A 23,296-nucleotide genomic window follows, 5' to 3' on the forward strand; every position below is an offset into this window, starting at 1 on the left:
ACGATGACCGTGTCTTCGGTGAGCGATGCCGAGTCCCGCGTGGCGCTTCTCGAGTTCCTGCTCGGGAGCGTGGACCTGCAGGATTCTGCCGCACGCGCGCTGGACTGGCTGGCGAAGCAGCTCGGCGTTGAACAGGGGCTCGTCACGATCGTCGAGCCGGCCTCGCGCCATCTCATCGTGCTGGCGGAGCACGGCATTCCGGCCTCAGCGGTCACGAATTTCTCGGTCGGTCTGACGGATGACGAGCACCCGCTCACCGCGGTATCGCGGAGCGGCCACCCGGTGTACTTCGAGCGGGGGGCGTTTCCCTCTCCGATAGATCGCGCGGGGTTCCATGCGTTTCCGCTGCGCTGTGAAGATCCGGAGGCGCCGCAGAATCTTGTCGGCGTCCTGCTGGCGTCTCTCGGATCGCCCGAGGTGCCCGCGGATGCCGCGTGGCTGGCGGAGATGCTGGGGCGCCAGCTCGGTCGTCTTCAGCAGCGGCAGGCACTGCAGGAATCGCGGTTCGGCCAGGAGCGGATGCTGTTGTACAGCATCATTAACGCCGTCACCGACCCGATCCTCCTTACCGACACCGAAGGCAAGTTGATCATCGCGAACTCGCTGGCCGAGCGCCTGTTCACCGCACCCGATGATGCGAGCGAAGGGTGGCGGCGGGCGGTGGCGCTCAACAGCATGCTGTTCAGCGCCGCGCTCTCGGCCACCGCGATGGAGCGCACCGAGGGCCCTGCAGGGCGCCGCGAGCTGCTGCTCGTCGATTCGATCGAGGGCTCGGACCTGCTGTTCGAGCTGATGGCATCGCGGGCGAAAGACGAGCGGCAGGGCACGTACGTCGTGTCCGTGCTCCGGAACGTCACCGACCTCGCGCGCGCCAAGGAGGAGATCGAAGAGAGCTACCGGACGCTGCGGATCGCGCAGGCGGAGGTCCGCGACGAGCGGCACCGGCTGGACCTGATCATCGACTCGGTGGCCGACCCGATCCTGGTGACCGACGAGGCGGCGGACATCGTCCTGATGAATACGCCGGCCGAGCGGCTCTTCACGGCGCCGCCCGAGGTGGGCGAGTCGGCGCTGCGGCGCGTGCGGTCGAACGGCGCTCACCTGACTTCGTTCGTGTCGAACCTCCTGGCGACGAGCGGGCAGCAGCGGTACCGCGGCGAAATCAACCTCGTGGATCCGCTGAGCGGACAACCGAGCCCCGTGGAGGCGATTGCGGGGACGATCCTCTCCGAGCAGGGGGAGCTGACCTGGGTCGTCACCATCCTGCACGACCTCACCGAGGCGATCGAGAAGGCGAAGCTCTACGCGCAGGTGAAGAAGGCGTCGGAAGAGCTCGAGGCGAAGGTGCAGGAGGCGACCGCGGAGCTGGCGGCGCAAAACGAGCTGCTCAGGCGCCAGCACCTGGAGCTGGAGCAGGCGTCGGCCCTCAAGTCGCAGTTCCTGGCGAATATGTCGCACGAGTTCAGGACGCCGCTCAACGCGATCCTGGGCTACACGCACATGCTGCTGCAGGGCGTGTTCGGACAGGTGGCGGACGCGCAGCGGCGCAGCCTGACGCGGATCGACTCCAACTCGCGCCACCTGCTCGCGCTCATCAACGACATTCTCGACATCACGCGGATCGAAGCCGGCCGGATGCCGCTGCACCTGAGCACGTTCGGCGTGCAGCAGCTGATCGACGAAGTCATCGCGGAGCTCGAGCCGATCATCAAGCGATCGAACCTGAAGCTGACCGTGCGCATGCCGCACCGCGCGCCGGAGCTGCGGTCCGATCGGCAGAAGGTGAAGCAGATCCTCGTCAATCTGCTCAGCAACGCGTTGAAGTTCACGCATGCGGGCGGGGTGCGCATCTCGGCCACCTATCGTGCGGCCGACCGCATGATGCAGATCTCGGTGACCGACAGCGGCATCGGCATCGCGCCCGGCGATCAGACGAAGGTGTTCGAGGACTTCCGGCAGCTTGACAGCTCGCCGGCGCGCGGATACGGCGGCACGGGTCTGGGTCTCTCGATCTGCCGGCGGCTGGCGGTCATGCTCGGTGGGGCGATCGAGCTGCGCAGCGAGCCGGACAAGGGATCCACCTTCACGCTGGTCCTGCCGGCACGCCTGAGGAAACGATGATCGCGGGGCGCCAACAACCGCTCGTGCTGGTGGTGGAGGACTACCAGGACGCGCGTGAAATGTACAGTGAGTACCTGCGGTTCTCGGGCTTCGACGTCATCGAGGCGGCCAACGGCCTCGAGGCGATCGAGCAGGCCGTGGCGAAGGCACCGGACCTCATCCTGATGGACCTGGCGCTGCCGAAGATGGACGGCTGGGAGGCGACGCGCCGGCTGAAGGCGGACGTCCGGACCCAGGAGATCCCCATCGTGGCGCTCACGGGACACGCGCTCGCGGGACACGCCGACGGGGCGAAGAAGGCCGGGTGTGACTCCTTCGTCACGAAGCCATGCCTGCCCGACGCGCTCGTCACCGAGATCCAGAGGATCCTCGGAAGCGGAAGGAAGAAAGGGAGCCGCCAGGCCGCCAGGGCCGGCAACGGATAAGTGACACCCAGTTATGGCGAAGCGTCAGCAGACACCATCGGCAGGGCGCAGGACGGCGTCGCGGATCGCGGCCCGCCAGGCGACGTCCACGCGCCGGAAGCCGGCTGCGGCGGTGGAACCTGCGCGCACCAAGAAGCTGGAGCGCGTGAAGTTTCCGTCGGCGGTGCCGAGCGCCGCGCCCAGGCGGAGCGCCGCGGGCGCCGTCGAAGGCAAGTACGTCTACTGCATCATCAAGTCGGACAAGCCGCTGTACTTCGGCCCGCTTGGGCTCGGGCAGGATCCGGCGGAAGTGCACACGGTGATCTATCGCGACCTGGCGGCCGTCGTGTCGAGCACGCCCATGGTGGTCCAGGATCCCACGCGGGAAAACGTTCTCGCGCACCAGCGCGTGAACGAGACGGTCATGCGCGACCACACCGTCATCCCGATGTCGTTCGGCACCGTCTTCAAGACGGCGGACGACATCGTCGAGCTGCTCCGCTCCGCGTACGAGGCCTTCACCGACGTCCTCAACAAGATGCAGGACAAGTTCGAGTTCGGTCTGAAGGTGCTGTGGGATCGCGATCAGACCATCCGCGACATCGAGAGCGAAGATGAGGACATCCGCCGCCTCAAGGGGGAGATTTCCAGCCAGACGGGGTCCACCTACTTCGCCCGGATGCAGTACGGACGGCTGATCGATCAGGCGCTGCAGGCGCGCTCGGAGCGGTACGTGGCGGAGATCTTCGACGCGCTGCGCGACGTGTCGGTCGCATCCCGTTCGAACAAGCCCATCGGCGATCGCATGATCATGAACGCCGCCTTCCTGGTTGCGCGAGACATGGAGCTGGCCTTCGACGCCCGGGTGAAGGCGATCGGCACGCGCTACGACAAGCTGACGTTCAAGTACACGGGCCCCTGGCCGCCGTACAATTTCGTGAACATCCGGCTGAAGCTCGAACGGGCGCATTAGCACCCACCACGTGTTCATTCTTGATTCGCTCCTGATCGGCGGGATCCGGTTCGTGCTCGACAAGATCGCGGCCGCCGCCGACGAGGAGCTGAACGACGAGGCCGCGCTTCGCGAGCAGCTGCTGACCGCACAGATGCGGGTCGAGCTGGGCGAGATGAGCGAGCGGGAGTTCGCCTCGTTCGAAGCCACCATCCTCGAACGCCTCCGTGACATCCGCGAAGCGACCTTCGGCGGTGACGAAACGTGAAAAAAGGGGTCGGGAGCCTTTTTACGAAAAACGTAAAAAGGCTCCCGACCCCTTTTTCTGGCGCCTGTTCGGAGGCAAAGGGGGCGTCGGCAAGACGACGTGCGCCGCCGCGTGGGCGGTGGCGCGCGCCAAAGCCGGCCTCCGCGTGCTGGCGGTGTCCGTGGACCCGGCGCACTCGCTCGGCGACGCGCTGGGCAGGCGTCTCGGCGCAAAGCCGGCCCGCGTGGCCATCGGGCGCGGAATGCTCGCGGCGCTCGAGGTCGATGCCGGGTCCGCCGTCGTCGCGTGGCTCAAGGAACGCCGGCCCGCGTTCGCGGCGCTGATCGAGCGCGGCACGCTCCTCGATCACGAGGACGCCGCCCGCCTGATGAAGCTGCCGCTGCCGGGACTCGACGAGCTTGCCGCGTTTCTCGCGATGACCTCGTTCGAGCGTGCCGGTGAGTACGACGAGATCGTCGTGGATACCGCCCCCACTGGGCACACCTTCCGGCTGCTCGAGGTCCCACGTCTCGTGCACGCCGTGGCCGACCTGTTCGCGGCCATGCACGGCCGCCACGCGATGGTCGCGCGCGCGCTGGGAGGATCGGTCGGCGCCGATCCGCTGGTCGAGGAGCTGCGCCGCGACGCGGGCGATGTCGAGCGCCGGCTGCACGACGCGTCGCAGTGCGCGATCTCGTGGGTCACGCTCGCCGAGCCCGTGACGATCCAGGAAACCATCGACGGGATCCGATGGCTTCGCGGAGGCGCCTTTCCGCTGGATGCGCTCATCGTCAACCGCCTGACCCCGACGCCGCGGGGCGGCTGCCCCCAGTGCCGTGCCCGCGCGGAGTACGAGCAGGACGCGCTGGCGCCCCTCGCCGCACACGTGAGATCGCTTCGCGTGTCGCTCGTCGAGGATCAGGGGGCCGAGCCGCGTGGCGTTCCCGCGCTCCGGCGGATCGCGGCGGATCTCATGGCGGACCGTTCCGGCGTCCGGCTCGGCGCGACCAGAGCGAAGCGGGGGAGCGGCGCATCGGCCGCCGCGATCCGTCGCGACGCGGTCGAACCGGCACCCGCCGTGTTTGACGTACCCGCGTTTACGAGGCTGGTGCTGTTCGGAGGAAAGGGGGGCGTCGGCAAGACCACGTGCGCCGCGGCGAGTGCCATGAGCCTGGCGGCTGCAGAACCCAGGCGGCAGGTCAGGCTCATCTCCACCGATCCGGCGCCATCGCTCGGCGACGTGCTCGGCATGAAGATCGGCAACACCTGGCGGCCGGTGCCCGGCCGCTGGCATCTGCACGTTCGCGAGCTTGACGCCTCGACGGTGTTCGACGAATACCGCCAGCGGTACCAGGGAGCCATCGCCGACTTCTTCGACCGTCTTGCCGCCGGATCCCCGTTTGACGCGACCGCGGATCGAGCCGTGTTCGAGCGGCTGTTCGACCTCGCACCGCCCGGCATCGACGAACTCGTCGCGCTGCTCGCCGTCGCGGACGTCTTGCGCGAGGGAGCCGACGATCTGCTCGTGGTGGACACCGCGCCGACCGGGCACACGGTGCGGCTGCTGGGCATGCAGGCCGACGTCCAGCAGTGGGTCGCCCTGCTGATGCAGCTCGTGATCAAGTATCGGCTTGCGGCCCGAGCCGAATCGCTTGCCCACGACCTCGTGCATCTCTCGCGGGGTCTCCGGGAGTTTCGAGCGCTGCTCGGCGACCGCACGCGCGCACGGTTTGTGACCGTCGTGCGCCCCGCCGTGCTGCCGCGGCTGGAGACCGAGCGGCTGCTCGACCAGCTGCAGCGCATGAACGTGCCGGCGCCCACGGTCATCGTCAACGGGGAGAGCAGCGGTGGGTGCGCGGCCTGTCGCCGGCGCGCCGAGGCGGAGCAGCGAGAGGTCGCCCGCATCGAGCGGCTGTGCGGCGCCTCGCGCCCCCCTTGCGATATCATGCACGCGCCGCTTCGGATTCCGCCGCCACACGGCGTCCAGGAGCTGCTCGAGTGGAGCGACTCGTGGCGAACCGGGCACACCGCCTCAGGCCGCCGCGGCGCGGCGCCTACATCATGACGACTGCCACGTACCTCTACTGCGTGTTGAAACGGGCGCGCGTGCCTCCGCTCGCTCGCGTTCCTCCGGGGATGCCGGGCGGCGCGCGGCCGCGCGCGATCGAAGTCCCGCATCGGCCGGCGGGGCTCTGGCTGATCGTGTCCGACGTGCCTCTCGACCTGTACGGATCAGAGTCGATCAACGCCAACCTCCAGGACATGGAGTGGGTGTCGGTGCGCGCCATGGCGCACGAGGCGGTGGTCGAATTCTGCTCGCGGGCCGGTGACGTGGTCCCGATGAAGCTGTTCACGCTCTTCAGGGACGACGCGCGGGCGATCGCCAACGTGGAGGGCGCGGGAAACCTCGCGGCGATCTTCAAGCGGATCGGCGGCGCCGCCGAGTGGAGCGTGCGCGTGACGTGCGCACGCTCCGCCTCCGCCGGCGCGCAGCCCGCCTCTCCCGGCCGTCGCCGCGCGAGCGCTCGAGGAAGCGCCGCCTCAGGAACATCGTTCCTGCTCCGCAAGAAGGCCGATCGAGACCAGGCGCGCACGGCGGTTGCGGAGGCGCGCCGCGCGGTCGAGGACGTGCATCGCCGCCTCTCACGGCTCGCTCGCGCGTCGGTCCGGAAAGAGGGAGACGCCGAGGGAACAAGCCTGATGCTCGACGCGGCGTTCCTCGTTCCGCGAAAGAGAGAACAGTCCTTTCGCCGCGAGGTGGAGCGGCTTGCGGCCGGTGCCGGACGAGCCGGCTGCGAAATGGTGCTGAGCGGCCCCTGGCCCGCCTATCACTTCGTGGCGGAGCGGTAGCGTGCCGCGAACCCGACCCTGGAAAGAGGCGCAGCGCCGGCTGTCGGCGCCCGAGGCATCGCGGAGCCGGCCGAAGACGCTCGTGCAGTCGCTGCAGCACGAAGACGCCACGCTGCTCGACGCCGTAGACAACCTGCTCAATCGAGGCGTGGTGATCGACGCGGAGCTGATCTTGGCGCTTGCCGATGTCGACCTGGTCCATCTGCGCCTGTCGCTTCTGCTGAGCGCCGCGGATCGCGTGCTCTCGCCGGCGCGGCGCCGCCGGAGGCGATGACGGGGCTCTACGTCTATGCGATCGCCGGCCGCGCCATGCGCGTGCGCGCCCGGGGCATCTTCGGGCGGCCGTTGCGTGTCGTACGGGCGGGCCGGCTTTACGTCGTGGTGGAGACCGCGGCGCGCGCACCACGGCCGACGGTCGCGAAGCTGAAGGCGCAGGGACAGGTCATCGCGCGCCTGGTGCAGTCGGGCGCCGACATCCTGCCGGCGCGCTTCGGCGCCCACGTCCGCGACGCCGGCGAACTGGCACGCGCGCTGGCAGGCCGGGCCCGGGAACTCTCGCGCGCGCTTCGCCGCGTGCGCGGCTGCGTGCAGATGACGGTGCGTGTCACGATGGAATCGAACGATCGCGGGATCAGCCATCGTGGGATCGGCACGGATCGAGGAACGCGCTTTCTGCGCGCGCGGGCGGCGGCCGAAGCCGCCCGGCGCCGCGATCCGATCGTTCGGGCGGTGCGCCGCGCGGCCAGCCCCTATGCGCGGGAGACCCGGATCGAGTGGCGCGGCGACGGCGCGAGCGTGTTTCACCTGGTGCCCCGCGCCCGCGCCCTCGCCTACGTGTCGGCGGTCACCCGCGCGATGAAGCGGCGCGGCGCTGCCGCGGCGATCGCCGGGCCGTGGGCGCCGTTCGCCTTCGTCGAGATCGAGGAGTCATGACCGCCAGGCGCAAGTCCAGGACCCCGACAAACCCGAAGGTCACCGCCGCACGGCCAAAGACGCGGGCCCGGCCGCGGAGGGTCGGCGCCGCCCGGGCCGAAACGAAGGAGATCGAGACCCTCCGCCGGGATCTCGAGCGCGCGGCAGCGCGCAGCGGCTCGCCGCGGTGGAACGCCAATCCCGATGACGTGCAGCGATCGGTGATGCAGCTCGTGCTCACGCTGGTGGAGTTCATCCGCCGCCTGCTCGAGCGCCAGGCGATCCGGCGCATGGAGAACCGCACGCTGACGAAAAAGCAAACCGAGGACGTCGGGTTCGCGCTCATGCGCCTGGAGGAGACGATCCAGGATCTCGCCAGGCAGTTCGATATCGATCCGGAGGAGTTGAATCTGGATTTGGGGGCGGTGGGGAGGCTGATGTAGTTCGAGGGGTTCGAGGGGTTCGAGGGGTTCGAGGTTCGAGGTTCGAGGTTCGGGGTTCGAGAGGTTCAGGAGTTCCCGGTGTGGCCGCTTTTTCGGCCGATCGAGCCCCATTGAACTCGTACAATCCCGGCGCCACCAGCAGCCTTCCCGCCGGCGAGAATGACAGCGAGACCGGAGCGAGGATGCCCGTCGCGCCCCTGAACTGCACGGTTCGTTTCTTGTCGCCGTAGCGGTCGTAGACGTACGTGAACGGCGGCATCAGCGAGACCCAGAGATTGCCGTGCGCGTCTGCCGCGGCCGCGCGAACGTTGGGCGTCACGAAGGGCAGGTCTCCCTCGGGGGACTCCCGTCGCGGCCATCGTGCCGGCAGGTTCGCCACGATCTCGTCCACTTCCGGTCCTTCGACGTGCCGTTCGAAGAGCAGCCGTCCGTCGCGGTCGTACGCGCGGTACATCGGCACGCCGGTGGAAAACACGAAATAGAACCCGCCGCGTGGATTGACGATGGGCAGGCCGGTGTTCAACGCGAGGTGCAGGTCGTGGTCCGCTTCATGGCCCGTGCGGCGAAGCTGTCCGAAGGTGCGAAGCGGCGTGCCGGACATGCCGTACTCGGTGATGAGCGATCCCGTTTCCGGCTGGTTGATGAGCAGCGACCGCCCGGTGTACTGCAGCGATCCCACGCCGTTGACCACCAGGCTTCCCAGCGTCACCCGTATCGCGTTGCGGCCGGGCAGCGTGAAACCCGTGATGCGGATGCCGTTTGCGTCGAACAGTTGCACGCGCTCGCGAGAATTGGGCGCGTCGGCGACGACAAACGAGCTTTCGGGCTCGAGATCGAACGCCGACGGCTGCAGGAGGCGCCCTTCCTCGAACCCGATCTGAATGAGCTTGCGCGGCGCGCCCGCCCCGGGATCGATGCCGTACACGGCGTGGGCGCGGCGATCGAAGACGTAATACCGCCCGGACTTCGCCTGCTGAAACGCGGTGGGCTCCTGGAACGCGCCGGCAATGTGCGCGGGGAGCCCGCCGGTGGCTGTGAGGGTTTCAACGCGGACGGACGGTTGAAGTGATCCAGGTGCTCTCGGTGCTCCAGGTGCTTTGGGTGCTCCGGGTGCTCCGAGCACCGCGAGCACCCCGAGCACCTGGAGCACCTTCAGCACCTGGAGCACCTGGCGCCCCCCGTCAGTACCGCGCGATCTCTTGAATCGCCTCGAGGACGTCGCTCGACTGCGGCAGGATCTCTTCCTCGAGATCCGGGCAGTACGCGACCGGCGTATCCATGGCGGCCACGCGCCGGACCGGCGCGTCGAGGTGCTCGAACAGCTCCCCCGCGATCCGCGCCGCCAGCTCGGCGCCAAAGCCGCACGTCAGCTGATCTTCGTGCGCGATGATGACGCGGTTGGTCTCGCGCACGGCCTTCGCGATGCCGTCCCAGTCGTACGGGATGATGGTGCGCAGATCGATCACGCGCGCGCTGATGCCGTCCTTCTCCGCCTGCTGGGCGGCGAGCAGAGACCGCTGCACGAGCGCCCCCCACGTGACGACGGTGACGTCCGTGCCGTCGCGACGCACCGCCCCCTTGCCGAACGGCACCATGTACTCCGCACCCTGATACGGCGCTTTGTTGTACGTCTGCCGGTACAGATGCTTGTGCTCGAGGAACAGCACGGGATCGTCACAACGAATCGCGGTGCGCAGCAGTCCCCCCGCGTCCTGCGCGTTCGACGGGAACACGACCCGCAGGCCCGGGCAGTGCGCGAAGATGCTCTCGCCGCACTGGCTGTGGTACGGCGCACCGCCGCGCAGGTACCCGCCGATCGCCACCCGCACGACCGCCGGGCACGAGAACGCGTTGTTGGAGCGATACCGCAGCATCGACATCTCGTCGCGCAGCTGCATCATCGCCGGCCAGATGTAGTCGAAAAACTGGATCTCGACCACCGGCTTGATCCCGCGGGTGGCCATGCCGATGGCCCGGCCGACGATGTTGGCCTCGGCGAGCGGCGAATTGAACACGCGCACGCTGCCGAACGCCTTCTGCAGCCCGTGCGTGACCTTGAACACCCCGCCCTTGCCCGGGACCTTCGCGGCTGCGCTCTCGCGGCTGCAGTCCGCGACGTCTTCGCCGAAGACCACGATCCGGGCGTCACGCGCCATCTCGTCCTTCACCGTGCGGTTGATGGCCGCGACCATCGTGTCCGGCTTCCCCTCGGGCTGCGGCGTGGTGTCGAACGCCGGCGACGTGGGATCGACGTCAGGCGAGTACACGTAGAGCGCGGCGGTGTCTTTCGCCGGCCGTGGTGCCGCCATCGCGCGCTCGACGGCCTCGTTGATCGCCTTCTCGACGTCCTTTGCGATGGTGGCCAGCGCCGCCTCGTCCACCAGTTCCTCGCTCTTGAGGAAGTCCGCGAAGCGCACGATCGGGTCGCGGCGCGCTTCTTCCGCGCGTTCCTCCGGCGTCTTGTACAGCCGCTCGTCGTCGGAGAGCGAGTGCGAGTACGGCCGGATGACTTTCGCGTGAACGAGCGCCGGCCCCTTGCGCGCGCGCGCGTACGCGACCGCCTCCTTGTACGCGCGATAGCTCGCCAGCACGTCGGTCCCGTCGGTGCGCACGACCTTCAGGCCGGGAAACGACTCGACGAGACGCGAGATGTCGCCGCCGGGTGTCTGCACTTCGACGGGCACGGAGATCGCGTATCCGTTGTCCTCGATCAGGTAAACGACCGGCAGCTTGCGCGTGCACGCCGTGTTCAGCGACTCCCAGAACTCGCCTTCGCTGGTCGTCCCGTCGCCGAGCGAGACGTACACCACCTCGTCGTCCCGGAAACGGTCGCGGCGATCGGCGATGCCGTCGATCTTCGAGTAGAGCAGGCCCGCTTCCGCGCAGCCGATCGCCTGGAGGCACTGCGTGCCCGTCGGGCTGGACTGCGAGACGATGTGGAGGCGTGTGTGGCCCCAGTGCGAGGGCATCTGCCGTCCGCCGGATGAGGGGTCGTCCTTCGCGCCCACGGCCGCCAGGAACATTTCTTCGGCGGTGACGCCCAGCGTGAGGCACAGCGCGCGATCGCGGTAGTACGGGTAGAACCAGTCGTGACCCGGCTTCAGGTTCATCCCCGCCGCGACGAGGATCGCCTCGTGGCCGGCGCCGCTGATCTGGAAGAAAATGAGGCTCTGGTTCTTGAGCTGAATCTCCTTGTCGTCGATGCGGCGCGACAGCAGCATCGTCCGATAGATGCGAAGGAGATCCTCCGGGGAGAGGCCTTCGTAGCGGTCCGTCCCGCTGCGCGCGGTCGCGGCCGGGCCGTTCGTCACTGCCTTCATCCAAGTAGTATAAGATTTTCCGCGTTCCAGCACGACAGGAGTCCCCATGCGCATGAGCCGTCTTCTGATGGCGCTGGCCATCGTTCTGGCGTGGCCGCGTCCCGTTCCGGCGCAATCGTCGCCGTTTCTTGCCGAACCGGCCTATCGCGCGCTCGTCAACGAGATTTCGGGTGATATCGCGTACGAACACGTGCGGTGGTTCACCCACTACCACCGCCCGATGGGAGGAAGCGAGGGGTACCAGGCGGTCGAGAAGTACGTGTACGACAAGGCCCGGCAGTACGGCCTCGAAGAGGTGCGCATCATCAGGCTGAAACAGAACGGCCCGAGCTGGAGCCCGCGCGCAAGCGAGCTGTGGCTGATCGAACCGGAGATGCGCCGCCTCGCGTTCAATACCGAGGTGCCGCTGGCGCTGGCCGACTACAGCCGGCCGGCGAACGTGCCCGCCGCGGAACTCGTCGATATCGGCGAGGGAGCCGCGTCGGACCTCGAAGGGAAAGACCTCGCCGGCAAGGTGGTGCTGACCTCGGGTCCGGTGTCGCGGGCGATGGAGGACGCGGTGTGGAAGCGCGGCGCGCTTGGCGTCCTCGCGTACTCCACGGCGCGGATGCCGGACTATCCCGATCAGTACCCGTGGATGCGCGTGCCGGTGGAGAACCGCGACAAGACGAAGCCGGGCACGTGGGCGTTCGTGCTGCAGCCTCGCGAAGGGGAACGGCTTCGCGCCGAGCTGAAAGCGACGAAACGCCCCTACAAGGTTCGCGCGGCCGTCAACGCCGAGTTCCACAAGGAGTCCTACCAGTCGATCGTGGAAGGGGTGATCCGCGGCACCGAGATCCACGATCAGGACCTCGTGCTCACCGGCCACCTCCAGGAAGAGATGTTCTCGGCGAACGACGATGCGAGCGGCTGCGCCAACGTGCTGGAGATCGCCCGCGCGCTCAAGAAGATGGTTGATGAGGGGACGCTGCCGCGGCCGCGCCGCGACATCCGGTTCTGGTGGCTCGACGAGATCAGCGCGTCCGAGCAGTACTTCGCCGACAACCCCGCGGAGACGAAGCAGCTGCTGGCCAACATCAACCAGGACATGGTTGGCGCGAAGCAATCCGCCGGAAGCCGCGTGCAGTTCGTGACGCGGCCGCCGCACTCGCGCGCCTCGTACCTGGGTGACGTCATCGAGTCGATCGTCGAGTCGCTCGTCGCCGGCAACACGGCGTTCCTTTCCGCGGGGCAGGCGGCGCAGCTCCGGCAGGGTCCCGACGCGATTCCTGCCACGACCACGAGCGATGCACCGTTCAGCAGGCCCGTGTTGTCCCGCCTTGGCACGCACGAACGCTACGACGCCCGGGTTGTGCCGTTCCACAACAACACCGACCACCAGGTGTTCAACATGGCCGTCATCGGCGTGCCTGGCGTCACCTTCACGAACTGGCCCGACCCCTTCATCCATTCGAGTGACGACGACCTGTGGCAGATCGACCCGACGCAGCTGAAGCGCAACGCGGTCGCGGTCGCGGGTGCGGCGCTCTACCTCGCCAACGCCGGTGACGCGGAGGCGGTCACGCTCGGCACGGAGCTGTACGGGCGCGCCCTCGAGCGGCTGAGCCGCGACGCGCGCGTGGCCATGACGATGAACGACTACGCGCGCGGCGCGAACCTGGTGCGACAGGCGGCACGGCGCGAGCGGCGGACCCTCGAGTCGGTCTCACGGTTTGCCACGCCCGGCGGCGCGGGAGAGCGGGCGCTGAAGGCGCTCATCCAGCAGCTGCCCACCGAGGACAACGCGGAGATGCGGTTGTCCGCGTACGTCGCCGGCGTGACCGGCACGAAGCCGGCGTCGGCCGCGGCGCCGTCTCCGCGCGAGAAAGAGCTGGCGACCATGGTGCCGTCCATCGCCGTGTCCATCCAGGAGTACCTCGACACGCGCGCGCAGCTGAAGCGCCCGCCTGCCCTCCACAGCCTGATGGCGTATGAGGTCATGAACTTCGTGGACGGCACGAACACGTATCTCGACATCTTCCGGGCCGTATCGGCCGAGGCGGACGCCGCCGGCGACTGGTACTACGGCACGGTGACGCTCGAGGACGTCGCGAGCTACCTTGATTCGGCAAAAGCCGCCGGCATCGTCACCGTGAAGACCGTGCCGTTGCCGGCGCGTAAGACGACGAGCGGAAAGGGCACCCGATGACGACCGAAACGGTCACGCTGCACCGCTGGGACGAGATCGAACACGAGAAAGTCACCGAGATGATCTCGCGCAAGCTCGTCACCGGCGCGAAAGAGATGCTCGCGCAGATCTATCTGAAGAAAGGCGCCATCGTTCCGGCCCACAAGCACGAGAGCGAGCAGATGACGTACGTCCTGCAGGGGGCGCTGAAGTTCGTCATCGGCGGCGAGGAAATCACCGTGCGCGAGGGAGAAGTGCTCCACATTCCGTCGTGGGTGGAACACCAGGCGGAGGCGCTCGACGACACGTTCGAGCTCGACCTGTTCAGCCCGATCCGGCAGGACTGGCTGGACAAGACGGATGACTACTTTCACAAGAAGTAAGAAGTAGAAAGACAAGAAGGGAAAACGTGGAGACAGGATTGAAAGGCAGGGTTGCCCTCGTGTGCGCGGCGAGCGAGGGGCTCGGGCGCGCGGCCGCCGACTCGCTCGCGGCCGAAGGGTGCCGGCTGGCCATCTGTTCGCGCCGCGAGCCGGCGATCGAGCAGGCGGCCGGCGAGATCCGCCGCGAACGCGGCGTCGAGGTGCTCGCCGTGGCGGCCGATCTCAGGGACGCGGCGGACATCTCGCGCCTGGTCTCGAAGACCGTGGAGGCCTTCGGCGGCCTCGACGTGCTGGTCACCAACGTGGGCGGCCCGAAACCCGGATTGTTCGACACGCTCGCAGACAGCGACTGGTACGATGCGGTGGACCTGCTGCTGATGAGCGCGGTGCGGCTCTCGCGCGAAGCCATACCGCACATGAAGGCCCGCGGCGGCGGGCGGATCGTGCACATCACGTCCGTGGCCGTGAAGCAGCCGGTCGCCGGCCTGATGCTCTCGAACGCCGTGCGCGCGGCGGTGATTGGTTTTGCGAAGACCTTGTCGCGCGAGCTGGCGCGAGACAACATCACCGTCAACTGCGTCGCACCCGGCTACACGCGGACCGCGCGCATCACCCGCCTCAACGAGGCCGCGGCCGCCCGCGAGGGGCAACCGGTCGCGGCGATCGAACAGAAGCTCGTGTCGCAGATTCCGATGGGACGGCTCGGCGAGCCGCGCGAGCTGGCGGATCTCATCGCGTTCCTCGCGTCCGATCGGGCCGGCTACATGACCGGCAGCGTGATCCAGGTGGATGGCGGCGCCGTCGCCGGCATTCTTTAGGAAGCCAGGAGGCTGACCATGGGATTCCTCGTGCTCCTCGCGATTGTCGCCGTCGTTTTGTTCTGGGGGATCGGGATCTACAACCGCCTCGTCCGCCTCAAGAACCAGGTCGCCAACGGCTGGCGGCAGATCGACGTGCAGTTGAAGCGCCGGCACGACCTGATTCCGAACCTCGTGAACACCGTCAAGGGGGCGATGGAGTTCGAGCGGGACACCCTCACTCGCGTCATGGAGGCACGCGCGAAGGCGGTGTCGGCCGCCACGCCGGCGGCCGCGGGACGCGCCGAGGGAGAGCTGACGCAGGCCCTGGGGCGCCTGTTCGCCGTCGCCGAGAGCTATCCCGCGCTGAAGGCCAACGAGAACGTGAAGATGCTCCAGGAGGAGCTGGCATCCACGGAGAACAAGATCGGATTCGCCCGGCAGTTCTACAACGATGTGGCGACGGCCTACAACACGGCGCGCGAGACGTTCCCCTCGAACATCGTCGCGTCGAGCATGAACTTCACGGCGGCGGAGCTCTTCGAGCTGGCTGACGAGGCCGAGCGCGCCGTGCCGGCCGTCGACCTGTCGATGAAATGAATCTCTTCGATCAGCAGAAATCCAACCGCCGGAAGACGTGGTTCATCATGGCCGTCTTCGTGGGATTCCTGCTGCTCCTCGGGGCGGGCTTCGACCTGTTCGTCCTCGGCCAGAACGGCGTGCCGATCCCATTCGGCGCGCTCGCGGCGCTCGGCGTCGGCGGCGCCAGCGCCTGGACCGGCTACCTGCACGGCGACCGCGCCGTGCTGCTGTCGTCCGGCGCCGTGCCGATCGAACAGGCCGCTGCGGCGCTGGAGTGGCCGGACGGGCCACTGAAGCTGAAACAGTACGAAAACATCGTCGAGGAGATGGCGATTGCCTCCGGCCTGCCGAAGCCGGCGGTCTACGTCATTCCCGATCCCGACCCGAACGCGTTCGCGACCGGGCGCGATCCGGAGCACGCCTCGCTGGCCGTCACCCGCGGCCTGCTGGACATGCTGAACCGCGAGCAGCTTCAAGGGGTCGTGGGCCACGAGATGAGCCATGTCCGGAATTACGACATCCGGCTCATGACCATCATCGCGGCGCTGGTGGGCGCGATCGCGTTGATTGCCGACTGGACCGGGCGCGCGATGCGTCACGGCTTCGGCGGCGGCGGGGGTCGGCGTGGAGGCAAGGGCAAGGGAAATGCGGCGGGCCTCGTGTTGCTGGCGATCTGGATCGTCGCCCTCCTCGTCGCGCCGTTCGTCTCGCGCCTGCTCGCCCTGTCCGTCTCGCGGCGCCGCGAATATCTCGCCGACGCCTCGTCCGCGGAGTTGACGCGCAATCCGGTCGCGCTCGCCGAAGCGCTGCAGAAAATCGAGTACGCCGCCGGGCCGACCAAGGCCATCAAGCAGGGCAGCGCCCACCTGTGCATCGCCGATCCGCTCGGTCGCGCGGTGACGTCGAAGGAAGGCTACTGGGCGGACTGGTTCGCCACGCACCCGCCGATGGTCAAGCGCATTTCCGCGCTGCGGCAGATGGCCTACCTGCAGGCGCATCCGCAGGCTCAGTGAATCGTGCGGTCCCAGCGGGCGTCGCCACCGCGTCCGCCCGGGTGAACGTCGAACCTGCGGCGCAGACGATTCATCTTCCACTTCACCCACCGGTACTTCAGCTCCGCCATGAGTCCGCCGCGCCCGCTTCGAAGGTAGAGATATCCGACGAGCAGCCCGCCCAGGTGCGTGGAGTGCGCCGTCGTGCTGCCGCCGCCGGTGGCCGAGAGGAACGAGATCGCGCCGATGATCATCACGAAGTACTTGGCGGGTACCGGGAACAGCAGGAACATCAGGATCGGGCGATCCGGATAGTAGTAGCCGTACGCGAGCAGGAGGCCGTACAGCGCGCCTGAAGCCCCCACCGTCGTTGCAACGTAGACCTCGTTCGCGAAGGGCAGCGGCAGCAGCGAGACGATGAGGGACGTGGCGGCCGCGCCGACGCCCGTGACGAAGAAATAGCGGACGAAGAAGGTCGTTCCCCACAGCCGCTCGAGCTCCACGCCGAACATCCACACACCAAGCATGTTGAACAGGATGTGCGTGAAGTTCCCGTGGAGGAACATGTAGGTCAGCGGCTGCCACACCCATCCGTGCTCGACCACGGACTGCGGTCGGAGGCCGAGCAGGAGCGTCAGCGCGGGGGCCGCCAGCTGCAGCACGAACATGAGGATGTTCGCGACCAGCAGCGCCTTCACCGCCGGGGTGACCGGGCCGGGACCAAAGGAGTACGAAACGCCGTACGGACGAGGAACTCGGGCCATCAGCTCTTCGATCGTACCACTACTGCACGAGAGGTACCGAAACGGCCTTGTCCGAGTCGGCGGGCGAAAGCTCGCGCGGAAGGGGTGAAGCCGTGGCCGCAGCGAGCAGCGGCACGCAGCCGAGGATCGTCAGCGTCCGTTCAATTCCAATACGGTCCGCCAGCATTCCTACCAGCGGCACGGTGAGGCCGCCGGTTCCCCAGGCAAAGCCCATCATCAGCGACGACACGGTTGCCGCGCTCACGGGCGCGATGGCCTGGCCGAACGTGACGTTCACCGGCAGCGTGGACTGCAGGAAGAACCCTCCGATGGCCAGCACGGCGATGAACGCGCCCCCGTGCAGCGCCGGTGCGGCCAGGAGGAACGGCACCGACAACAGGAGTGACAGGATAATCACGCGCCGCGCGCCGAATCGGTCCGCCAGCGGGCCGCCGATGAAGCCGCCCAGGCCGCTCGCGAAGAGATACGCCGCGACGATCGATCCCGCCGCGCCGACCGGCAGGCCGCGCCGTGTCAGCAGCACGGGCACGAAGGTCGCCATCGCGAGCGAGGTGAGCGTGCGAAGCACGACGATGGTGTACAGCAGCGACAGCGGTTTCGCGTAGGGCCGCAGCGAACGCAGTCCGCCGCCCGATCGCCCTGAGTTCAACTCGAAGGTGGGCACGCGCGTGGCGAACGCGGCGACGACCACCAGTGCGGGCAGCGCCAGCAGCGGCGTCCAGGTCGTGCCGAACCGCTGAACGAATGGGGCGAACACGAGCGGCCCGAGCGAGAGGCCGATCGACCCGCCCGTGATGTAGACCGACATGGCCAGCCCGCTTTGCCGGCCGCCGAGCCGGTGCGCCAGCGCGGCGGCGGGCGGGTGGAAGGCCGCCGTGCCGAGCCCTCCGACCATCAGGACGGCGCCGAGCATCAGTCGTGACGTCGCGACGCCGACGAAGCTGAGCACGCCGACGGCGAGAAACGGGCCGGCGATCAGCAGGACGCGCGGCCTCCAGCGGTCCGCGATGTGCCCGAAGCCCAGCTGCGCGACCGACGCTGACAGCTGGAACAACATGGCAAACGTGCCCGCCATCGCGAGCGACAAGCCCAGTTTGGGGATGAGCAGCGGCAGCAACGGCGCGTAGATGTTGCCGAAGCCATCGACCATCATGTGCGCGCTGGCCATCCGAAGCACGGTTGAATGGAGGCGAGGGATCATCCGGAGATCCGCCTGAGCACGCGCGCGATCGCGCCCTCGAATTCCTGGATGCGGAGGAGCCGCGCAGCCGCCATCAGCACGGCCACCGCCGCGGCGATCGCGCCGAAGACCTGGACAAGCTTGGCGGCCAACGACGCGGCGGGCCAGACCCCGTCGAACCACGCGGCCGTGGCATGCGCGGCAAGACCCATGGCCGCCGAGGCGATCAGGATCTTGGCGGATGCCGTCGCGATGCGGCGCCCTTCGAGGCCGCCAAGGCGGCGCCGCAGCAGCCAGAGCAGCGCCCCGGCGTTGAACATCGCGGCCAGCGAGGTGCCGAGCGCGAGACCGCGGTAGCCCATGACGCGCACCAGCGCCAGGTTGATCGACAGGTTCGCGAGGACGGAGATGACGCTGATCGTGACTGGCGTGCGGCTGTCGCGCAGCGAGTAAAAGGTCGGCGAGGCGATCTTCACGGCCGAGTAGCCGATCAGCCCGGGTGCGTAGAAGATCAGCGCCGCCGCCGTCGCCGCCGTATCGGCTTCGGTGAACCGGCCGCGCTCGAGCAGCAGCGACACGATGGGATCGGCAAGCGCCATCAGCCCGATCGTCGCCGGCACGTTCAGCATCAGCATCATCCTGAGCGCCGTGGAGATGGTCTGCCGCATGGACGCGGTGTCCTTCACGGCCGCGTGTCGCGAGATGTCAGGCAGCGCCGCCGTCGCAATCGACACCCCGAAGAGCCCGATCGGCAAGTACATCAGGCGGAAGGCGTAACTGAGCCAGGAAACGGCCCCCTGCTCCTGTGTTGCGGCAAGGTAGGTGTTCACGAACACGTTGATTTGCACCGCCGCGAGGCCGAGCGTGCCGGGACCCATCAGGCGCAGCACCTCGCGCAGATCGGGATCCCGAAAATTGACGATCGGGTGATACCGGAAGCCCTCCTTCCGCAGCGCCGGCCACTGCAGCGCGATTTGTCCGAGCCCGCCGAGCAGTGTGCCGACGGCAATCGCGGCGATCGGCGGCAGCCCCAGCGCCGGCATCACGGGAACGAGCGCGAACGCGCAGAAAATCGTCGCGACGTTGAACATCGCGGGCGACATCGCCGGGATGAAGAACCGGTGGAGCGAGTTCAGCATGCCCATGAACGCGGCCGCCACCGCGATCGTCGTCAGGAAGGGCAGCATGATGCGCGTCAGCAGCGTCGTGAGTTCGAGCTTGCCCGGCACCTCTCCAAAGTCTCCGGCGATGGCATGCGTGATCGGGGCGGCGAAGATGATCCCGAGCACGACGATCACGCCGGTGACCGCCAGGAGTGCGTTTATGACAAGGTTGCCCAGCCGCCACGCCTCGTCGCGGCCGCCGTGGGTGAGGTTCCGCGTGAACGCGGGGACGAACGCCGCCGTCATGGCCCCTTCCGCGAAGAGGTCGCGAAGCAGGTTGGGCACGCGAAACGCGACGTTGAACGCGTCCATCTCGCGGCCGGCGCCGAACAAGGCCGCGAGGACGGTCTCGCGCGCGACGCCCAGCAGTCGGCTGGTCATCGTGGCGATGCTGATGAGCCCGGCTGACCGGGCGAGGCGGGTGCTCATGCGGAGCGAAGGCCAGCGTACCACAGCGGAACGTGGCCGCTCGCGGACGGTGTCCGTCGGCGGGACGCCGCCAGGCGCCGCCCCGCGCTGCCGCAAGCGATACTCGATCAGAGCGTTACGCGAACTCCCAACGCCGCCCCAAGAGGCCGCCCCGCGAGGACAAAAAAAGAAACCCCTGCCGCCCGTCACAGCAGCAGGGGTTTCCTCGGAGGATGGATGAGAGGCTCTGTCGTGCCTTCCAACTGATTAGACGCCGCCCCCCCCGAAAAAGTTCGCTTCCGTTTCAGCCGAGGCGCCGCTTCACCATGTCGCTGACGGTGCGGCCGTCGGCCGTGCGGCCGGCGAGTTTCGCCATCACCGCTTTCATCACCGTCCCCATGTCCTTCGGCGAGGACGCGCCGGTCTCGGCCACGGCGGCCTCGACGGCATCGGCCAGCTCCGCCTCGCTGACCGGCGGCGGCAGGTAGCCCTCCAGCACCGCGATTTCCGCCGCTTCCTTCGCGGCGAGGTCCTTGCGCCCTCCCTTTTCGAACTGCTCGATTGAGTCGCGGCGCTGCTTGATGAGCGTCCCGATCACCTGGAGCCCCTCGTGGTCGTCCAGGTCGCGTCCCTTCTCAATGCTCTTGTTCGTCAAGGCCGTCTTGAGCATGCGGAGGGCCACCAGGCGGCTCGGCTCCTTCGCGCGCATCGCGCTCGCGAGGTCTGCGTTCACTTGTTCGGTCAGTGTCATAAAAAGATCCGTCAATGTTCGTCGAATTCCAGCTCGAATGTACCGCGGTCGACGTCGCTGTCACCGAGGGTCACGTGCCAGCGGTCGGTGTGCCTGTAGAAGTTTGCCGGGACGGGCACCGCGTTGATCTTCGCAATCAGCCGAAGCCAGGACTTCACCTGGAAGTAGCCCGAGCGCTTCAACACCTTGCGGAATGCCGCGTGCATCATGAAGGCGCGGATCTTGTCGGAATCCGCCGCGCGCGCCTCGCGATCCACGCGGCGGAGCAGCGCTGCGATCCCCTCGTCGTCGTCCGGATCGGCGAGCAGGTCCACGAGCAGTGTTACGCGGCCGAGCGGTTCGTGGACGTGGCGGAAGACCGCCCAGCCGTCCAGGCGCCCTTCACGCTCGAGCAGGGCGGCGCTGTAGCGCACGTGCGGCGTGGAGCCGTACCGCCAGTTCAAATAGGTCGCGTCGCGCCGGACCGCGAGGTCAAAGCGGGATGCCACGCGGCTCCACAATGCCGTCGCCGAATCGTCGAAGCGATGCACGATCCGCGTCTGCGCGCGGAGCGGGCGCGTGCGCGCGATGATCTGCACGAACGGCCAGGTGACGGCCGAGAGCAGGCGGTTGAGCGGCACCGGCCACCGCGGCAGCCGCACCGCCCGCCGGGTGAGCGGCTTCACGAGGCAGGGCACCATCCCGACGTCCGGCCAGGCGAGCTTGCGGAACAATTGATAGGAAGCCTCGGACGGGTTCAGCCCGAGCGCGGCACCGACGTGGCGGTCCCACGTGCGCAGCATCGCTTCGCCAAGGCCCTGCCGCTGGCGTTCGGGTGCCACCATGACGTCGGTGCCCCACCCGGCGAGAACCTCCTGCCCGGAGACGACAAGCCGCACCGGAATCGCGGCCCACTGTCCAACGAGCGCAGGTCCTTCTCGGGCGACCCAGATGAGCGGGCCTTCAGCGGGGGTGTTCGGATTCCGCGCGAATTCCCAGTCCCATCGGAGGTGCTGCGCGTCGGCGGCGTCGGCGCCGAACACGCGCCGATACAGCGCGTCGGTCGCGCGTCGATCGTCGCGACGGAAGCGGTCGATTTCCGCCATGCCCTGAAATATACGTCAGGGAATGGGTTTCGTGGGCGGCTGGGGCCGTGGCTGCGGCTGGATCACGCCAGGGCGCGGCGAGGTCACCGGCATCTGCTGACCGGCGCCTGGCGCATTCGGGTTGTTCGGATCGTTCGGACTGTTCGGATTCGATACCTGGATCGGGCCCGGCCGCCCCGAGGTGACCGGCACCTGCGGCGGTACGGCATGCTGCGGATCCGGAGGATCGTCCGGCTCTTCCTCCTCCTCCTCCTCGGCCATCGGGGCCATCGGCGCCGGCATCGGGTTGGAGGGGAAGGGCTGCGGCTGCGGCTGCATCGGTGCAGGCGCCGCGGCGGCAGTTGTCGTCGGGCGGCTGGTCGGGAGAATGATGATCCGGTCGAACCGTGACGCGTGAGCGATCTGCACTTCGCGCGGCGCGGCAAGGTAGCCGCTGGCCGACCGCAGCACGATGTCGAGCGCCTGGTCTTCGGGGACGTCGATCAGGCGAAGCGTCAGAGGAGCGCCCTGTACCTTCTCGGCGTTGACGATCTTGCTCTGCCCTATGCGCGCCCACTCCTGCAGGAGCGTGCGCACGGGCACCTGCTCGGCGATGAGCGTCACGCGCCCGCCACCGATGGTGAGCTTCAGCTCGTCGGCGTCGGTAACGACCGGAGCTGCCACCGCGAACCCGAGGGAACAGAGCAGGAGGACCTTGCGCATCTTCGATCAGTATAGCGCCCCGCTCAAAGCGTATCGAGCTGAACGTAAAAAGGGGTCGGGAGCCTTTTTCGCGTGCGCACGCACGCGAAAAAGGCTCCCGACCCCTTCTTACGTTTTCCGAAAGTGGTCGATCACCCGCTCGAGGATTTCATCCAGCTGAACGGTGGGCTTGAAGCCGACCAGCGCCTGGATCTTCGAGATGTCCGGCACCCGGCGCGGCATGTCCTCGAAGCCCTTCTCGTAGGCCTGGTCGTAGGGGACGAGCGAAATCGGCGACGCGCTGCCGACCATTTTCCTAATCTTCTCGGCGAGATCGTTCATCGAGATTTCGCCCGGGTTGCCGATGTTGAAGACCTCGCCGACCGAGCGCGGTTCCTGCACCAGCTTCAGCAGCGCGTCGACGACGTCGCCCACGTAGGTGAAGCTGCGTGACTGCGTGCCATCGCCGAAAACCGTGATCGGTTGGCCGGCCATCGCCTGGCGCACGAAGTTCGGGATGACCATCCCGTACTGCCCGGTCTGCCTCGGGCCGACGGTGTTGAACAGCCGCACCACGATGACGGGCAGCTTCTTTTCCTTCCAGTACGCCAGCGCCAGGAACTCGTCGATCGCCTTGCTGCACGCGTACGCCCAACGGTGCTTCAGCGTTGGGCCCATCACCAGGTCGGCGTCCTCGCGGAACGGCACATCGGCGCTCTTGCCGTAGACCTCGGAGGTGGAGGCGATCACCACCAGCTTCTTCTTCTTGTTCGCGTGCTTCAGAACGACCTCGGTGCCGTGCACGTTGGTTTCGATCGTGTGTACGGGCGCCTCGACGATCAGCTTCACGCCGACGGCCGCAGCCAGGTGGAACACGACGTCGGCCTGATCGATCAGTTCCGCCAGCACCCCCTCGTTGGTCACGTCGTCGATGGTGTAGTGGAACTTCCGATGGTCCTTCAGGTGGACGATATTGTCCATCGAGCCGGTGGACAGATTGTCGAGCACGAACACCTCGTGCCCGTCGGCGAGAAGCCGTTCGGCGAGGTGGGAGCCCACGAAACCGGCACCGCCGGTAATCAACGCACGCATGC

The 23,296-nt window shown here is 67.8% G+C and carries 23 protein-coding genes; 14 read left to right on the plus strand and 9 right to left on the minus strand.

From position 1 onward, the window contains the following. Positions 1-3: 3 nt before the first annotated feature. The 9 genes from HYU53_05490 (at position 4) to HYU53_05530 (ending at position 7,929) form a co-directional block, all read left to right on the plus strand. Positions 4-2,121, plus strand: coding sequence for a PAS domain-containing protein (locus HYU53_05490; protein MBI2220643.1), 2,118 nt, complete (start codon positions 4-6; stop codon positions 2,119-2,121). After that, positions 2,118-2,546 carry a response regulator gene (locus tag HYU53_05495; GenBank protein MBI2220644.1) on the plus strand — a complete coding sequence of 143 codons (429 nt, stop codon included), beginning with the start codon at positions 2,118-2,120 and terminating at the stop codon, positions 2,544-2,546. The genes HYU53_05490 and HYU53_05495 overlap by 4 nt, the downstream gene beginning before the upstream one ends. Positions 2,547-2,559: 13 nt before the next feature. Next, positions 2,560-3,498: a GvpL/GvpF family gas vesicle protein gene (locus tag HYU53_05500; GenBank protein ID MBI2220645.1), complete on the plus strand. Its 939-nt coding sequence runs from the start codon at positions 2,560-2,562 to the stop codon at positions 3,496-3,498. A 10-nt stretch (positions 3,499-3,508) separates the two neighbouring features. Then, positions 3,509-3,745 (plus strand): gas vesicle protein GvpG, encoded by a 237-nt coding sequence (locus HYU53_05505; GenBank protein ID MBI2220646.1) that lies wholly within the window; start codon positions 3,509-3,511, stop codon positions 3,743-3,745. Beyond that, on the plus strand, positions 3,732-5,789 hold the full coding sequence (locus HYU53_05510) for an ArsA family ATPase (GenBank protein MBI2220647.1): 2,058 nt from the start codon (positions 3,732-3,734) through the stop codon (positions 5,787-5,789). The genes HYU53_05505 and HYU53_05510 overlap by 14 nt, the downstream gene beginning before the upstream one ends. After that, positions 5,786-6,574: a GvpL/GvpF family gas vesicle protein gene (locus tag HYU53_05515; GenBank protein MBI2220648.1), complete on the plus strand. Its 789-nt coding sequence runs from the start codon at positions 5,786-5,788 to the stop codon at positions 6,572-6,574. The genes HYU53_05510 and HYU53_05515 overlap by 4 nt, the downstream gene beginning before the upstream one ends. An 82-nt stretch (positions 6,575-6,656) precedes the next feature. Further along, positions 6,657-6,848, plus strand: coding sequence for a gas vesicle protein (locus HYU53_05520; GenBank protein ID MBI2220649.1), 192 nt, complete (start codon positions 6,657-6,659; stop codon positions 6,846-6,848). After that, positions 6,845-7,507, plus strand: coding sequence for a GvpL/GvpF family gas vesicle protein (locus tag HYU53_05525; GenBank protein ID MBI2220650.1), 663 nt, complete (start codon positions 6,845-6,847; stop codon positions 7,505-7,507). Before HYU53_05520 ends, HYU53_05525 begins: the two co-directional genes overlap by 4 nt. Next, positions 7,504-7,929, plus strand: coding sequence for a gas vesicle protein K (locus HYU53_05530; GenBank protein ID MBI2220651.1), 426 nt, complete (start codon positions 7,504-7,506; stop codon positions 7,927-7,929). Before HYU53_05525 ends, HYU53_05530 begins: the two co-directional genes overlap by 4 nt. Here HYU53_05530 and HYU53_05535 read toward each other — a convergent pair. Continuing rightward, on the minus strand, positions 7,829-9,097 hold the full coding sequence (locus HYU53_05535; GenBank protein MBI2220652.1) for a hypothetical protein: 1,269 nt from the start codon (positions 9,095-9,097) through the stop codon (positions 7,829-7,831). The two genes, HYU53_05530 and HYU53_05535, sit on opposite strands and share 101 nt — an antisense overlap. A gap of 13 nt (positions 9,098-9,110) precedes the next feature. After that, on the minus strand, positions 9,111-11,249 hold the full coding sequence (locus tag HYU53_05540) for a dehydrogenase E1 component subunit alpha/beta (protein ID MBI2220653.1): 2,139 nt from the start codon (positions 11,247-11,249) through the stop codon (positions 9,111-9,113). A 52-nt stretch (positions 11,250-11,301) separates the two neighbouring features. Between HYU53_05540 and HYU53_05545 the strand changes: the two genes are divergently transcribed. Genes HYU53_05545 through HYU53_05565 form a run of 5 tightly spaced genes read left to right on the plus strand, consistent with a single transcriptional unit; the run spans position 11,302 to position 16,191 of the window. Beyond that, complete coding sequence (locus HYU53_05545; protein MBI2220654.1) at positions 11,302-13,437, plus strand: M28 family peptidase; 2,136 nt, start codon at positions 11,302-11,304, stop codon at positions 13,435-13,437. After that, on the plus strand, positions 13,434-13,799 hold the full coding sequence (locus HYU53_05550; protein MBI2220655.1) for a cupin domain-containing protein: 366 nt from the start codon (positions 13,434-13,436) through the stop codon (positions 13,797-13,799). Before HYU53_05545 ends, HYU53_05550 begins: the two co-directional genes overlap by 4 nt. A 26-nt stretch (positions 13,800-13,825) precedes the next feature. Continuing rightward, positions 13,826-14,617, plus strand: coding sequence for an SDR family oxidoreductase (locus tag HYU53_05555; GenBank protein ID MBI2220656.1), 792 nt, complete (start codon positions 13,826-13,828; stop codon positions 14,615-14,617). Positions 14,618-14,635: 18 nt separating this feature from the next. Beyond that, entirely contained in the window at positions 14,636-15,196 is a 561-nt protein-coding gene (locus tag HYU53_05560) for a LemA family protein (GenBank protein ID MBI2220657.1), read from the plus strand. Further along, positions 15,193-16,191: a M48 family metalloprotease gene (locus HYU53_05565; protein ID MBI2220658.1), complete on the plus strand. Its 999-nt coding sequence runs from the start codon at positions 15,193-15,195 to the stop codon at positions 16,189-16,191. Before HYU53_05560 ends, HYU53_05565 begins: the two co-directional genes overlap by 4 nt. Here the strand turns inward: HYU53_05565 and HYU53_05570 are convergent. The 7 genes from HYU53_05570 to HYU53_05600 form a co-directional block, all read right to left on the minus strand. Beyond that, positions 16,185-16,934 (minus strand): rhomboid family intramembrane serine protease, encoded by a 750-nt coding sequence (locus tag HYU53_05570; protein ID MBI2220659.1) that lies wholly within the window; start codon positions 16,932-16,934, stop codon positions 16,185-16,187. The genes HYU53_05565 and HYU53_05570 overlap by 7 nt on opposite strands. A gap of 19 nt (positions 16,935-16,953) precedes the next feature. Beyond that, positions 16,954-18,135, minus strand: coding sequence for an MFS transporter (locus tag HYU53_05575; GenBank protein MBI2220660.1), 1,182 nt, complete (start codon positions 18,133-18,135; stop codon positions 16,954-16,956). After that, complete coding sequence (murJ, locus tag HYU53_05580) at positions 18,132-19,706, minus strand: murein biosynthesis integral membrane protein MurJ (protein ID MBI2220661.1); 1,575 nt, start codon at positions 19,704-19,706, stop codon at positions 18,132-18,134. The genes HYU53_05575 and murJ overlap by 4 nt, the downstream gene beginning before the upstream one ends. A 283-nt stretch (positions 19,707-19,989) precedes the next feature. Then, positions 19,990-20,436: a GatB/YqeY domain-containing protein gene (locus HYU53_05585; protein MBI2220662.1), complete on the minus strand. Its 447-nt coding sequence runs from the start codon at positions 20,434-20,436 to the stop codon at positions 19,990-19,992. 11 nt (positions 20,437-20,447) lie between these two features. After that, positions 20,448-21,521 carry a GNAT family N-acetyltransferase gene (locus tag HYU53_05590; GenBank protein MBI2220663.1) on the minus strand — a complete coding sequence of 358 codons (1,074 nt, stop codon included), beginning with the start codon at positions 21,519-21,521 and terminating at the stop codon, positions 20,448-20,450. Positions 21,522-21,536: 15 nt separating this feature from the next. After that, the gene (locus tag HYU53_05595; protein ID MBI2220664.1) at positions 21,537-22,223 is read right to left on the minus strand and encodes a hypothetical protein; all 687 of its coding nucleotides are present in this window, start codon (positions 22,221-22,223) and stop codon (positions 21,537-21,539) included. Positions 22,224-22,331: 108 nt separating this feature from the next. Beyond that, positions 22,332-23,294: a GDP-mannose 4,6-dehydratase gene (locus HYU53_05600; protein MBI2220665.1), complete on the minus strand. Its 963-nt coding sequence runs from the start codon at positions 23,292-23,294 to the stop codon at positions 22,332-22,334. Between the last annotated feature and the right edge of the window lie 2 nt (positions 23,295-23,296).

The sequence above is a fragment of the Acidobacteriota bacterium genome (assembly GCA_016184105.1).
In the GTDB taxonomy this organism is placed as follows: Bacteria; Acidobacteriota; Vicinamibacteria; order Vicinamibacterales; family 2-12-FULL-66-21; genus JACPDI01.

Excerpts from the sequence above, each read along its gene's own strand:
- HYU53_05490 (MBI2220643.1), top strand. The coding sequence starts at position 4 with ATGACCGTGTCTTCGGTGAGCGATGCCGAGTCCCGCGTGGCGCTTCTC.
- HYU53_05495 (MBI2220644.1), top strand. The coding sequence starts at position 2,118 with ATGATCGCGGGGCGCCAACAACCGCTCGTGCTGGTGGTGGAGGACTAC.
- HYU53_05500 (MBI2220645.1), top strand. The coding sequence starts at position 2,560 with ATGGCGAAGCGTCAGCAGACACCATCGGCAGGGCGCAGGACGGCGTCG.
- HYU53_05515 (MBI2220648.1), top strand. The coding sequence starts at position 5,786 with ATGACGACTGCCACGTACCTCTACTGCGTGTTGAAACGGGCGCGCGTG.
- HYU53_05525 (MBI2220650.1), top strand. The coding sequence starts at position 6,845 with ATGACGGGGCTCTACGTCTATGCGATCGCCGGCCGCGCCATGCGCGTG.
- HYU53_05530 (MBI2220651.1), top strand. The coding sequence starts at position 7,504 with ATGACCGCCAGGCGCAAGTCCAGGACCCCGACAAACCCGAAGGTCACC.
- HYU53_05540 (MBI2220653.1), bottom strand. The coding sequence starts at position 11,249 with ATGAAGGCAGTGACGAACGGCCCGGCCGCGACCGCGCGCAGCGGGACG.
- HYU53_05545 (MBI2220654.1), top strand. The coding sequence starts at position 11,302 with ATGAGCCGTCTTCTGATGGCGCTGGCCATCGTTCTGGCGTGGCCGCGT.
- HYU53_05550 (MBI2220655.1), top strand. The coding sequence starts at position 13,434 with ATGACGACCGAAACGGTCACGCTGCACCGCTGGGACGAGATCGAACAC.
- HYU53_05560 (MBI2220657.1), top strand. The coding sequence starts at position 14,636 with ATGGGATTCCTCGTGCTCCTCGCGATTGTCGCCGTCGTTTTGTTCTGG.
- HYU53_05565 (MBI2220658.1), top strand. The coding sequence starts at position 15,193 with ATGAATCTCTTCGATCAGCAGAAATCCAACCGCCGGAAGACGTGGTTC.
- HYU53_05570 (MBI2220659.1), bottom strand. The coding sequence starts at position 16,934 with ATGGCCCGAGTTCCTCGTCCGTACGGCGTTTCGTACTCCTTTGGTCCC.
- HYU53_05575 (MBI2220660.1), bottom strand. The coding sequence starts at position 18,135 with ATGATCCCTCGCCTCCATTCAACCGTGCTTCGGATGGCCAGCGCGCAC.
- murJ (MBI2220661.1), bottom strand. The coding sequence starts at position 19,706 with ATGAGCACCCGCCTCGCCCGGTCAGCCGGGCTCATCAGCATCGCCACG.
- HYU53_05585 (MBI2220662.1), bottom strand. The coding sequence starts at position 20,436 with ATGACACTGACCGAACAAGTGAACGCAGACCTCGCGAGCGCGATGCGC.
- HYU53_05590 (MBI2220663.1), bottom strand. The coding sequence starts at position 21,521 with ATGGCGGAAATCGACCGCTTCCGTCGCGACGATCGACGCGCGACCGAC.
- HYU53_05595 (MBI2220664.1), bottom strand. The coding sequence starts at position 22,223 with ATGCGCAAGGTCCTCCTGCTCTGTTCCCTCGGGTTCGCGGTGGCAGCT.
- HYU53_05600 (MBI2220665.1), bottom strand. The coding sequence starts at position 23,294 with ATGCGTGCGTTGATTACCGGCGGTGCCGGTTTCGTGGGCTCCCACCTC.